Origin of the sequence: Streptococcus sp. HMSC065H07, assembly GCF_001837325.1 — a bacterium.
GTDB classification, from domain to species: Bacteria; Bacillota; Bacilli; order Lactobacillales; family Streptococcaceae; genus Streptococcus; species Streptococcus salivarius_H.
Genome location: NZ_KV832029.1, coordinates 66,295 through 79,349 on the forward strand (window position 1 = coordinate 66,295; position 13,055 = coordinate 79,349).

The following is a 13,055-nucleotide window of genomic DNA, read 5'->3' on the forward strand; positions in this document are numbered from 1 at the left end:
GCGTTGTGCTAACCGCAGGTGTTTCACTAGTAGCCGGCGTTGTGCTTACAGCTGGAGCTTCACTAGTAGCAGGCGTTGTGCTAACCGCAGGTGCTTCACTAGTAGCAGGCGTTGTGCTTGTCGCGGGTGTAGAAGATGTGTCGGTAACTTTAGGAGTACCATCTGCGTTATGAGTACGATAGTCATATTGCCAAAATTCATAAAGCGTTTTACCAGCTTTTACTCTGTCATAGCTAACTTCGTAAAAGGATGGTGTACCGCTAATGACTGGAAAGGATGCGGCACCTTTACCGCCAAATCCTAAATGTTCCGTCTCACCAGGCTCTATCGTATATTCTACAGAACGTGGATCCTCACCAGTAAAATGATAAATAACAGTATAGGTTAACGGACCTTCAGACTGAGATGATGGTTTTGCAGATGGAGTTAAACTATCTTTAAATGGTGTCTCACTATTGTTCTTTTTATAAAGGAACATGGCCATTGGTGTTCCAGTATTATCAGTAACAAAATATGAGGAAGATAACTTCAACGTATTATCAGGTATATCAGAACCAGTTTCGTATTTATTAGCGCTATCTAAAGTATAGCCTGGTATAGTTTTAGCGCTTACTGTTACCTCCTTATCCAAAGGTACAACAACAGTGTCATAAGGTGCGATATCAATTACTGCTGGAACACCGTATTTACTATTTCTCTCAAAAACACCATAACGAACATGATAAGAAATAGAATCTCCATGATGCCATGAAGGTCTATTGATTGAGTTAACGACAATGTTCCCTTCTACAGAAGGTTTATTTTTATAGTAGGTATATGTTATAGCATTGTCATCAAAATTAGGATGTTTTAAAAGTGGACTATCATAAGGTATGACATCTCCAGCTTTAAAACTCTTTCCATCATCTGACGTGATTGTATAGTAAGAATACCTATAATTATCTCCCTCAGGAAGAACGAAACGCCCATCTTCATTAGAGCTGAAGACGCCAGTCCCCGTTTCTATGTCACCACTGTCTGTATGCTCTACATAACGGAAATAAAATGACTTATCTTCTTCAGTCTCATTCTTGTCACTTGAATTCTCACTTGACGTTGTACTTGTCGATGAAACTATACCAGTTGGAGTTACTGCACGACCTCCAAGTTCTGAATATAAAGCACTTGTTTCTGGTGCTTCGCTATTTTCTGAAGTCAAGGCTACTGCTGGTTCTTCACTCGTTGTTGGCACTGAACTAACGTTTTCGCTAGTAGCAGGTGCTATACTTGGAACTTCACTCGTTTTTGGTGCCGTACTAGCAATTTCATCGGCATACACTTTTGAAGACGACTGACCGAATTGGGACTGTGCTACAGTCGCAACTGTAATAGCTGCAACCAAAACGATACCGTATTTAGACAACTTATTAATAGACAAAATAAACCTCCATAGGAACATTCTCATAAAATTTTTAGAAAAATGAATTTTTCGCTGAAATTATACCCCTAAAAAAACAAAAAGTCAATATTTTTTCTAAAAAATTGACTTTTTTGCTCATTTAGCTACAAGCTGTATACTCTAAACGCCTGCTTAAGCTCGACCTCGAGCCAAATTAATCATATCATAGGTTAAAGTGTTGCTAGTTTCTTTGAGAGAGTAATCCTCAAGAGTATTGACCTCCTTACGGAGCTGTTTGGCGTAACGGCTAGAGATAAGCTCAGCCTGCTCGTACTCGTTAATAACCTTACGTTCCAAATAGTAGCCTCGTAACATTTCATCGACATTGTCTGGATGAAGGTGGGTGATAACCCGCTCAACAAAGGCACCTGACTGAATAATCTCAGCCTCTTGAAGTCGATTGCGCTTCAAATAAGACAAGAGATCTGAATGATAAACACCTTCCAGATTACTCAAGGCTTCTAAAATCTGCTCCGTATTTGTTAAATAAAGTTCAGCCATATGGTCACGGTTTTCTTCCGTCAACCTAGGACCCCTCCTAGTTTCATCCTGATTAATACGAAACTTGAAAGTAAGAACCAAGTGCAACAATCTACGAAGGCCACGCACAAAGACAGCTAGAGCGTAAGAAAGACTAGAGACAAAACCACGGTTAATACGACGCTCTAAGCTCTTGATATAACGTTGGTAGAGACTATATTCGAGTTCTGAAATCTTACCCTTCTTGTAGGCATATTCCAGACCCTCACTCTCAATTTCCATAATCATGACTCGGATATTGGCCAACTCTTCTTTGACATCATTTGATTCCTGCTCCAAGATTAAATCTTCCAAGCGTTGATTGTAGTTGTCAATAGTAGCATAGACAGCTCCTTGATTAGTTGACTGTTTTAGATCTTTTTCCAACTCACCGACCACATCATTAAGAATGGCAATCTGCATATAATGGTTGGTTGTGTGCGCTGGTCCAGTGGCTAGCTTAGGTAGGACTAAGATACCTGTTAAGAAACTTAATAAAGTGACACCCGCTACCGTAAAGAGCAAGAGACTATGTTCCAAAGCCGTCATATTGGCAACCGGAAGCAAAAGGATGGTTGCAATAGAGACCGTTCCTTTAACACCAGAAAAGGTTAAAAGAGTAGCACCCTTCCAGATTTTTTTCAGTGATCGTTTGGCCCTCCAAGCTCTTTGGGCAAATACCGCACTAATCATAACAAAACGAATGCCAAACATGGTCGCTGTTAAAAGGACGATAGCAAGAAGCATCCAGAGATTATCGTAGGTAGTGCTACGCAGTACTGGGGCTGCTAGGGTTGGAAGTTCTGTTCCCAAGAGGAAAAAGACCATGCCATTAAGCATGAAGGTAATGGTTCCCCAAATCGTATGAGAAACACTATCCAACTTAGCATCAAAAACGGTGATTTTTTTGAAACGACTGGCAAGCGAAATCCCTGCTACGACAACAGCAATAATTCCAGAAGCATGAATTTCCTCGGCTACAAAGTAAGAGGAAATCGGTAGTACCAACTCTAGTAAGAGAGCACCTGTGACATCAGCAGCATCCATATTGTCCAAAATGGTTAAAAAGAGACGATTAAATAAGGCTGTAATCAAGCCAACTAAAAAACCACCAAGCACAGAAATAACCAAATTCCAGCTCGCATCAAGGAGGGAGAAAGCACCCGTTGTCAAAGCGGTCACCGCCACCTGAAAGGCAACCAAGCCAGAGGCATCGTTTAGAAGTCCTTCACCCTGCAAAATATAGCTAATCCACTTTGGAAAACTGAAGCGTTTAGAAATAGCTGAGTAGGCCACCAAATCCGTTGGTCCAAGGGCTGCCCCAATGGCTAGGCAGGCAGACAAAGGCACTGAGGCAGGCAAGACAGCCTTAGCAAGATAACCGATTCCCAGCGTAGACACAAAGATAACTGGAAAAATCAAAAATAGAATGAGTTTCCAGTTACGTAGAATACTGGTAATATCACTTTCTTCACCCTCACGAAACAGCAAGGGAGCAATAATGAAAGCTAGGAAAAGTTCCGTTTCAAGCTCGAAAGCACGTCCCTTAAAAAGAAAACCGATACCCACTCCAAAAATAATTTGGATCAAGGGTAGGGGAAGACGTGGAAAGACACGGTTGATAACGTTCGATAAAATCAAGCTAAAAAGAAGAACAAGCAAAGCTAACGATAGATGCATAGCTTCACCTACCCTTCCTTATGACAACAGTTTGAGAATAGTTCTTTTTGCTTACTAATTTTTTTATCAATGGCAGTGACATCTTCCTTGGCTAAAAGTTTATGGCAACGTTCGACCTCAAGACTAGCTAACTTTTTCTTGATCTTAGCCGTTTTACGATTATCAACCTTTTTCAAAGTACCCTCGGCACTCTGCTTATCAATATATTTGGCCTGCATATCTGCAAGTTTTTCTTTAATATCTGTAATCATTGTAATTTCTCCAACATCACCAAAAATGGTGGGGTATTAATTTGATTAAGGGGTTGGTAAAGCATAGCTGTGAAAACACGCTGGTCCAAACCGATAACGTACTCTAGCACAGCATCCTTCTCCATATCACCACCATCATGACCGTAGTAAATCATAATAGCCAAGCGCCCACCAACCTCTAAGCGGTCAAGGATTTTCTCAATGGCCTCAAGAGTCGTATGGGGCTTAGTGATGACACTTTTGTCTGCAGATGGCAGGTAGCCCAGATTGAAAATAGCTGCTCGAATAGGTTCCGTGACATAATGGTCCAGATTTTCGTGACCATCTAAAATGAGTTCCGCATTTTCAATTCCCAGATCTGACAAGCGTTGACTGGTTTTTTCAAGCGCCTGCTCCTGCACGTCAAAAGCATAGACCTTCTTGGCAAGGCCAGCCAGAAAGGCTGTATCATTGCCGTTTCCCATGGTCGCATCGATAGCTACACTCTCATCATCCAGCACTTCTGCTAAAAAGTCATGAGATAGATGAATGGGTCGTTTAATCATGCTTTTTCCTCCTTCTCGCTAGCTACTTTGCACCCTTGCCACGAATCACGACGTTCCATCTCTTTGTCAATGGCATTAAGGACTTCCCACTTGTTGAGACTCCACATAGGACCAATCAACATATCTCGCGGCGCATCACCAGTAATCCGATGAATGACGATATCCTTAGGAATGATTTCCAACTGGTCACAGATGATTGACACATACTCGTCCTGACTCAGCAATTTAAGACGCCCCTCGTGGTAATCTCTTTGCATACGCGTATTGGTCATCAGGTGGAGGAGGTGGAGTTTGATTCCCTGAATGTCATTGTCCGTCACACAACGGCGAACATTTTCCACCATCATCTCGTGGGTTTCCCCTGGCAATCCATTAATCAGGTGCGATACAATTTCAGCCTTTGGCGCACGCTCACGCAGGCGCTTAACGGTCTCCACGTAGAGTTCATAGCTGTGTGCTCGGTTAATGAGTTCTGACGTTTCTTCATAAGTCGTCTGCAAACCAAGTTCAACAGTCACATGCATACGTTCTGTGAGTTCTGCCAGATAATCAATCACATCATCTGCCAAACAGTCTGGGCGAGTACCGATATTGATGCCAACAACACCAGGCTCATTGATAGCCTGTTCGTAGCGTTCCTTGATAACCTCAAGCGGAGCGTGGGTATTGGTAAAATTTTGAAAATAAACCAGATATTTCTGAACTTCTGGCCACTTGCGGTGCATAAAGTCAATCTCATGGTAAAACTGCTCACGAATCGGCGCCTCAGGAGCTACAATGGCGTCCCCAGACCCCGATACCGTACAAAAGGTACAGCCACCGTGAGCCACTGTGCCATCACGGTTGGGACAATCAAAGCCCGCATCTATAGGAAGTTTGAAAATCTTTTCGCCAAAAATTTCACGATAGTAATCATTGACTGTTCTATAACGTTTTTTCATAAAGACTATTATAACACTTTGACCTTAAAAAGAGAGTAAGACTAGGACAAAAATCATGGATTTCTGCCTGTCCTACTCTCTCTTCTTACTTAGTCTTTTTCAAATAATCAATGGCTTCTTGAGCTGTTTTAACAGGAACGATTTTCATCTTGGTCCCCAGTTTCTTGGCAGCTTCCTTGGCCTCTTGATAGTTAGTCTTGGCATCCGGATCAGCCTTTTTCATTTCCTTAGTTACTGGATTATTTGGCACGAAGAAAATATCTGCGCCACTATCAGCCGCTGATTTCACCTTGAGGTAGGCGCCACCGATATCACCGACAGCCCCATCCTTTTCAATGGTTCCTGTTCCAGCAATCTTACGACCAGCCTTGAGGTCTTGACCAGACACCTGATCGTAAATAGCCAAAGTAAACATAAGCCCCGCACTTGGTCCACCAACACCATCAAGTTTAAACTTCACGTTTTCAGGACTCTTGACCTCAGTATGATCCGTCAAACCAATACCGATACCATTTTTACCATTAGCAATCTTAATTATCTTACCAGTGGCAGTCTTTTCTTTGTCCTCTGTCGTATAAGTGACCTTGACTTTTGAACCCAACTTAAGTCCTTGGACGTATTTAATCAAGTCAGTAGAATTATCAAAGGTCTTGCCATTGACAGCTGTCACCGTATCCGCAATATTAAGGACACCCTTGAAACTAGAATCATCAGCCACCTGAAGCACATAAACACCCATATACTCCAAGCTAGCCTCCTTACCAGCCAGAGTCAAGCCCTGATAAATCGCCTGGTTTTGGGAAGTCTCCATGTAGAATTGATTGATACGCATAAAATCTTCATCAGAGTAATTTCCAGTCGCCTCTTCAGCTGTTTGAAGCTTTGCAAAATCATTAAGCTGAGCATAGAGCATGAGGGCCAAAGTCGCCTTGGTTTGAGCCACCGCCACAAAATTGTAGGATCCTTTTGAATCATCAGCTTTCTTATCTACAGTCAAGACTTCCTTGGTATCAAAAGCCCCACCTGGAAGCTCAACATAATAATTATTTAGCGGGAAAAAGAGAGCAAACAGGAGGAACAGTACTGTAAAAATACTTAGCAACCACCACTTAATACGCCAAATTTTCCCTAATAGTGATTTAGATTCGTTCTTGTTTGCCACGCTTGGCCTCCACTTCCTTAACAACTGCTTGAGGAACATAAGAACTAATGTCCCCCTCAAAATAAATCAACTCACGCACACGACTCGATGACACTGGTGTCACCTCATGACTAGCAATCAAATAAACCGTTTCAAGCTCAGGCGCCAGCCCCTTATTGAAATAATCCATATTAGCCTCATAGTCAAAATCTGTCGCATTACGAAGGCCTCTAACCAGATAAGTCACCCCAAGATCCCTGGCGACATCTACAGCCAGACTATCGTGGGCCGTTATAACCTTGACATTGGGAAGATCTGCTACAACCTCTTCCAAGATACACTTGCGAGTCTCAATGTCCCAGAAGCCCTGCTTATTTTTATTATAAAATAGTCCAATATAGAGCTCATCAAAGAGCTTGCTGGCTCTGGCAATAATATCCATATGCCCATTGGTAATTGGATCGAAAGACCCCGTAAACATAGCAATCTTTGTCATAGCATTCCTTTCTACAACTTCCCTACAAAGGCTAACGCACGTAAACGGTCACCTTACTGATACCATAGGTTTTCTGCTTCCAAATCCCAAAGTTTGAAATTTCTTCAGGCAAGTCCACAGTCTTATCCGTCTCGCAAACCAACATAACTTCTTCAGCCAAGAGCCCTTGCTCCTCTAACTGAGTAATATTAGCCACAATCTGCTCTTTGGCATAAGGCGGATCTAAAAGCACCAAGTCAAATTGACCCGTCAATTGTGTCAATGCACGCGCTGCATCCATCTTCAAAAGTTGAAACTGCTTCTCACTCTTGGTCATCTTGATATTTTCCTGGATAATAGCTTGTGCCCGACGATCCTTTTCCACGAGGACAGCAGACGACATACCACGACTGATAGCCTCAATAGCCAGGCTACCGCTCCCAGAAAAGAGATCCAAAACACGCCCTCCATCAAAGAAAGGACCAATCATATTGAAAATGGCACCCTTGACCTTGTCCGTTGTTGGACGAGTCGTTTTGCCTTCTAACGTTTTAAGCGGACGTCCGCCAAATTCACCTGCTACAACACGCAAGTCAGTCACCTCGTTTTTACTGATTTTTAGTAAGACTTTTCTATTATACCAAAAAACCACACATAGATGTTGCTCCAAAGGAGGCTAGAATGGCTAAAGAGCATCAAACAAACACAAAAAACTCGAGAACCTCCCGAGTTTCCATTCATGTTACTTATCACCAAGTGCAGTCACGTAGTTGTAGGCTTCGATACCAGCTGTGGCACCATCCCCTACGGCTGTTGTAATTTGGCGAAGGTCTTTCTGGCGGACATCCCCAATGGCAAAGATACCAGGAATACGTGTCGCCATCTTATCATCTGTAATTACCCAACCATCTTGGTCAGTGATGTCGAGACCTGTCAAGTAATCTGAAACTGGATCAAGTCCCACATAAACAAAGACACCGCCAAATTCGTGGTTAGTCACCTCACCAGTTTTGACATTCTTGATATCAACACTGCGAACCTTGATGTCATCACCCTTGATTTCTTCAACAACTGAATCCCAGATAAACTTGACCTTTTCATTGGCGAAGGCACGGTCTTGAAGAACCTTTTGGGCACGCAATTCATCACGACGGTGAACAATAGTCACGCTATTGGCAAAGCGTGTCAAATAAATTCCTTCTTCAACGGCAGAGTCTCCACCACCAACAACCAAGAGGTCTTGATTACGGAAGAAGGCACCATCACACACCGCACAGTAAGATACACCACGGCTGTTGTACTCTTCTTCACCAGCAACACCAATATGACGGTGTTTAGCACCGGTCGCAATGATAACTGTCTTGGTTTGGTACTCCTCATCACCAGTTTTGACAACTTTATAGTCACCCTTGTCTTCGATACCAGACACAATACCATAAAGATTTTCAACGCCCAATTTTTCCAAGGGTTCAAACATCTTCATTGACAATTCTGGACCAGAAATACTTTCAAAACCAGGGTAATTTTCAATATCAGACGTGTTATTCATCTGTCCACCAGGAGCACCTTGCTCCAAAGTTGCCACTTTAAGGTTGGCACGAGCTGCATAAAGTGCTGCAGTCATCCCCGCAGGACCAGCTCCAATAACAATTGTATCGTACATGAGTAACTCCTTATATGATTTTCTTGTAGAGATATCTTACACCTAATGTGCCAACAAAGCTAGAATTATGCATTCAGCACGATAAGAATCGCCATAAAAGCAAATGCCAAAACTGGAATCGAAACCATCGACATCATAATAGCATCATAGAGGGCACCTTGTCGCTCCTTAACTGTCTTGTCAGCACGACGTAACGCACGCCATCCAAGCCAAATGGCACCAATCACCAAGCACACAAAGAAAGCAATCACAAGGCCTAAGAGATAAAATTTAAAAATATTTAATAACATAAATCATCCTAAAGTGAAAAATAGAAAAGGCTGAGATAACATTCTCCAACCTCTAAATTCGACTAGTAATAACTGCACGATGCAGCCTCTGATTGGACTATAGTCGCCTTTGAAACATTCAAAAGTTCCTAATCATCCTTGTGGGATTTTGACTATGGACTAAACTGTAGGCTTATCCCACTACCTTTTCTATTGTAACAAAAATCCCATCTTAAAGATATTGTTTTGAATAAGAAGCGAAAAATTCTTTTGTTCGTTCTTCTTTTGGATGGTTAAAGACTTGTTCAGGTGTTCCTTGTTCAAGGATATGCCCTTTTTCAAGAAAGAGCACCTTGTCAGCTACTTGATAAACAAAGTTCATGTCGTGACTAACCAAAATCATGGTCTGACCTGACTTAGCCGCATCAGCGATTGATTTTTCAACCTCACCAACCAACTCAGGGTCAAGGGCAGATGTCGGTTCGTCAAGCAAGAGTACATCAGGCTTCATTGCAAGGGCACGAGCCAAGGCCACACGTTGCTTTTGACCACCTGACAAGTGACGTGGGTAGTGATTTTCACGATTAGAAAGCCCAACCTTAGCGAGCTCTTCTTTAGCAATCTTGGTAGCTTCGTCGTCAGAAAGTTTCTTAACAATCTTAAGACCTTCCTTAACATTATCCAAGGCTGTACGACGTTCAAAGAGGTTGAACTGTTGGAACACCATGGACAACTTACGACGAAGAGTAAGGATTTGCTCTTTGGTAATTGTTTCGAAATCTACCTTGAAATCATCAATGGTAATGGTACCAGAATCAGGCTGTTCCAAATAGTTCAAGCTACGAAGGATAGTCGACTTCCCTGCACCAGAGGCACCAACAAGAGCTACAACTTCACCCTTTTCAATGTCAATATCAATGCCATCGAGAACCTTTTGTCCTGAAAATTCTTTGGTCAAATTTTTGATACTAATCATTAGCGGTCACCTCCAATTCCAGAAATGTCAGTCACTTCAGGCGCCTTAATGGCCATGTGATTTTCAACTGAACGACCAATGTACTCAATCAAGATTGAGATTGCCCAGTATACAAGAGCCACTGAGATATAACGTTCAAAGTAACGATAGTCAGCACCACCTAAGATTTGAGCCTGTGCATACATTTCGACGATACCAGCACTAAAGGCAAGTGATGTTCCCTTAGTCAAACCAATCAAACTGTTAATCAAACTTGGTGTCGCAATAACTGCCGCATTTGGAATGATGACACGACGGTAAACTTGTGCTGATGTCATCCCAAGAGAACGGGCAGCTTCGATTTCTCCAGCATCCACAGCTTGAATCGCTGCACGAATGGTTTCACTCATGTAAGCCGCTTCGTTAAAGGCAAAGGCTGTAATGGCAAAGATAGCTGGTGGAATCTCATTAATGTTCCAGTCCAAACCAAACTCACCATTCAAGTAACGAAGGAAGAGTGGAATACCATAGTAAGTCAACATGAGTTGGACAAGAATTGGTGTCCCGCGCAAGAAACTCACAAAAACGGCTTGAATCGGATAAAGGATACGTACTCGATTGATTTTAACAACCGCAAAGACAAGGGCCAAAATCAGACCGAAGAAGGCCCCTGCAATAGTCAATCCCAAGGTTAAAGGCAAGCGTTCTACAATCTGAGGAACTGCATCAAAGACAGCCTTCCATGAGAAGAGCTTACCAGCTGGCATCCAAGATGCAATCCATTTGAAGACAACCGTAACCAGTTGCAAAACATAGCCCCAAAGGATCTCCACTAACCATGATAAGAGATTAGCCAGAGCAACAACTACTCTCAAACCAATTAAGCCAACGACAACTTGGAGGTACCAAGGTAACCGATTAAATGCTTCTATACTCTTTTTCACAATGTCGCCCTTTCTTTCTAAAAAAGTCGGTTAGCCTAGAGCTAACCGTTCAAATATCTTATCATAAATTTTATAATATTCATTTTAGCACGACTCAGAAAGTCTGTGAAATAGTCTTTTCTTATCAAAGTGATAAGGAAATCATATCACTGATAATTCAGCTTTATTAACGTCAAAAAGCTGAGACAGCAGTCTCAACTTTTAACAGTCTTATTTCAAATCACTGACGTAATCGCCACCGAAGTATTCCTTGCTGAGTTTGACAAGGGTTCCATCCTTCTTAAGTTCTTTGATACGTTTATTGACAAAAGTCTTGAGTTCCTTACCTTGCTTATCATTTGAGAAAAGAAGATATTCAAGACCATCAGTCTTCATACCGATATCGTCTTTAATCTTGTTTACTGCCAACTTATAGCCTTGATCTTTGACAATGTACTCAGACGAAATGGCATCGTAAAGGATAAAGTCAATTTTTCCTTCTTGAATGTGTTGAACACGTGTTGAAAGACCAGTTGAGCTAGAAGCGTAGTTGATTGTAATTGGTGTCTTGTCCGCATTGGCATGGTTCCAATTTTCAAGCAACTGAGCGTAGTTAGAGCCAGGAAGCACCTCTGTCGTCTTACCAGACAAATCGTCTAGGCTGGTATACTTGGTCCCCTCAGCACTGGTGATGGCATAGTTAGAACGTGAAATCGGATCTGAGAAACCATATTTCTGCGCACGTTCTTCATTGTAGTTGAAGTCATTAGCCGCAATCTGATAACGTCCAGAATCCACCCCTGTCAAGATAGAATCAAAAGGTGTCGTTACAAACTTGACCTCATACTTGTCTGAATCCTTGAAAATAGCCTTGACCAAATCAATATCATACCCCTTGAAGTCGTCACCTTTTTTGAAAGTGAAAGGCGCCGTATCAGAGTCTGTCGCAACAGTAATCGTCTGCTTCTCACCAGATGCCTTACCGTCACTCTTGTTTCCACAAGCAACCAAAGTCAGAACTGACAAGCCAAGAATCCCTAAACCTGCAAGCCATTTTTTCATATCTATATTCCTCGATACTTTCATTAATAGTTAGTGATAACAGTTTACCATCTTCATCCCAACTCGTCTAATAATAAAAACCTAAGTGGTGATAGATAAAGGTTATAGGGGGTGAGAGGAAGAATAACAAGATAGAAAAGAGTTGCCACTGATGTGACAACTCTTTTCGTCCAAAACAGCTTTCCGTACATGTTTAACATCAAATCCAATAAAACACTACTTATCCTTACCTGATGACTTACTGCTTGAGTCGCTACTATCTTCAGGTTGATAGTCTGACAAATTCTTATGGATACGTTCGGCGTAAACGGCTCTACTTCCTGATTCATCATGGTCGACCAAGGCTTCGACAAGCTCTTTATAATCTTCTACAGAAATAGTCCAGTTTCCACCATCATCTTTAGTAAGCTTGAAGGTCTTTTCCAGATTATCAGCACCTGTCAAAGGTGTGTAGGACATTTCTTTATCAATGTCCTTAAATTGCGTCAAATCACCGTTAAAGTTTTCACCATAAAGGAATTTCGTTGTGAGATCTTTGGCCTTACCCTTTTCCACATCGTTGTTATCAGCTTGATTCCATTGTTTCAACTTGTCAATGTCGTTGTCATAGAGACTCATAAGGAGAGTACGAACAGCAGCTGCAGCTCCATAGGCACTAACAGAACGCGAAGTAAAGGTAACTGTCGCATCATTTCCCTTAACTTTGACATCCTTCAGCTTATAGTCCTGAATCTTACCAATCATATTACGACGGACCTTAAGGAACTTAGAAAGTACTTGAGTTGGAGTCTTGGCATCATAGCCTTCAATGTATTTAAACGTATACTTTTCTTCCGGTGTATACCCCTTCTCTTCAATAGTGTCTGCAACCTGTTTTTCAAAGACATTCGTTTCAGTCCATGTTTCGTAATTTTCTCCGTAGAGTTTTGAAAAACCGTTACTTGATTTTCCAAGCATGGTGTCAATCAAAATCGTCGCATCAGCCTTGGCACGCTCTGTCGGTGTTGGTGTGGCCTTTTTCTTTTCCGCTGGTTTATTGGAAGCACAGGCTACAAGAACCAAGCAGGTTGCTAAAATCAAGCCCAGATAAGTAAAAACTTTTTTCATTAAGATTATTCCCTCATTTCTATTGGTTACTATTTAAGATAGCATAGGTCTGATGATTCTTCAAGGTCACTTTTCAGAGAATGAAG

At 41.9% G+C, this 13,055-nt stretch carries 13 protein-coding genes and 1 pseudogene; all 14 read right to left on the reverse strand.

Going from position 1 to position 13,055, the window contains the following annotated elements:
- Nucleotides 1–1,417: pseudogene (locus tag HMPREF2637_RS04145) on the reverse strand (hypothetical protein); the annotation flags it as partial.
- Nucleotides 1,418–1,570: 153 nt separating this feature from the next.
- A complete protein-coding gene (locus tag HMPREF2637_RS04150; RefSeq protein ID WP_070839171.1) occupies nucleotides 1,571–3,637 on the reverse strand; it encodes a cation:proton antiporter in 2,067 nt (688 codons plus the stop codon).
- An 8-nt stretch (nucleotides 3,638–3,645) separates the two neighbouring features.
- On the reverse strand, nucleotides 3,646–3,888 hold the full coding sequence (locus HMPREF2637_RS04155; RefSeq protein WP_002891697.1) for a hypothetical protein: 243 nt from the start codon (nucleotides 3,886–3,888) through the stop codon (nucleotides 3,646–3,648).
- A complete protein-coding gene (locus HMPREF2637_RS04160; protein ID WP_013991103.1) occupies nucleotides 3,885–4,433 on the reverse strand; it encodes a tRNA 5-(aminomethyl)-2-thiouridylate-methyltransferase MnmM in 549 nt (182 codons plus the stop codon). The genes HMPREF2637_RS04155 and HMPREF2637_RS04160 overlap by 4 nt, the downstream gene beginning before the upstream one ends.
- Nucleotides 4,430–5,374, reverse strand: a complete 945-nt coding sequence (locus tag HMPREF2637_RS04165; RefSeq protein ID WP_070839175.1) for a tRNA modification radical SAM protein MnmL/YtqA — start codon at nucleotides 5,372–5,374, stop codon at nucleotides 4,430–4,432. The genes HMPREF2637_RS04160 and HMPREF2637_RS04165 overlap by 4 nt, the downstream gene beginning before the upstream one ends.
- A gap of 85 nt (nucleotides 5,375–5,459) precedes the next feature.
- On the reverse strand, nucleotides 5,460–6,536 hold the full coding sequence (locus HMPREF2637_RS04170) for a SepM family pheromone-processing serine protease (RefSeq protein WP_070839178.1): 1,077 nt from the start codon (nucleotides 6,534–6,536) through the stop codon (nucleotides 5,460–5,462).
- Complete coding sequence (gene coaD / locus HMPREF2637_RS04175; protein WP_049553865.1) at nucleotides 6,514–7,011, reverse strand: pantetheine-phosphate adenylyltransferase; 498 nt, start codon at nucleotides 7,009–7,011, stop codon at nucleotides 6,514–6,516. The genes HMPREF2637_RS04170 and coaD overlap by 23 nt, the downstream gene beginning before the upstream one ends.
- Before the next feature lie 31 nt (nucleotides 7,012–7,042).
- A complete protein-coding gene (gene rsmD / locus HMPREF2637_RS04180; RefSeq protein WP_080983286.1) occupies nucleotides 7,043–7,642 on the reverse strand; it encodes a 16S rRNA (guanine(966)-N(2))-methyltransferase RsmD in 600 nt (199 codons plus the stop codon).
- Between the two features lie 90 nt (nucleotides 7,643–7,732).
- The gene (gene trxB / locus HMPREF2637_RS04185; protein ID WP_255296714.1) at nucleotides 7,733–8,686 is read right to left on the reverse strand and encodes a thioredoxin-disulfide reductase; all 954 of its coding nucleotides are present in this window, start codon (nucleotides 8,684–8,686) and stop codon (nucleotides 7,733–7,735) included.
- Between the two features lie 32 nt (nucleotides 8,687–8,718).
- A complete protein-coding gene (locus tag HMPREF2637_RS04190) occupies nucleotides 8,719–8,943 on the reverse strand; it encodes a DUF4059 family protein (protein WP_002884393.1) in 225 nt (74 codons plus the stop codon).
- Between the two features lie 211 nt (nucleotides 8,944–9,154).
- Entirely contained in the window at nucleotides 9,155–9,898 is a 744-nt protein-coding gene (locus HMPREF2637_RS04195; RefSeq protein ID WP_002884313.1) for an amino acid ABC transporter ATP-binding protein, read from the reverse strand.
- The gene (locus HMPREF2637_RS04200; protein WP_141760020.1) at nucleotides 9,898–10,644 is read right to left on the reverse strand and encodes an amino acid ABC transporter permease; all 747 of its coding nucleotides are present in this window, start codon (nucleotides 10,642–10,644) and stop codon (nucleotides 9,898–9,900) included. The genes HMPREF2637_RS04195 and HMPREF2637_RS04200 overlap by 1 nt, the downstream gene beginning before the upstream one ends.
- Before the next feature lie 387 nt (nucleotides 10,645–11,031).
- Nucleotides 11,032–11,862, reverse strand: a complete 831-nt coding sequence (locus tag HMPREF2637_RS04205) for a transporter substrate-binding domain-containing protein (RefSeq protein WP_070839183.1) — start codon at nucleotides 11,860–11,862, stop codon at nucleotides 11,032–11,034.
- Between the two features lie 216 nt (nucleotides 11,863–12,078).
- Complete coding sequence (locus HMPREF2637_RS04210; protein ID WP_070839186.1) at nucleotides 12,079–12,969, reverse strand: peptidase; 891 nt, start codon at nucleotides 12,967–12,969, stop codon at nucleotides 12,079–12,081.
- Nucleotides 12,970–13,055: the final 86 nt, after the last annotated feature.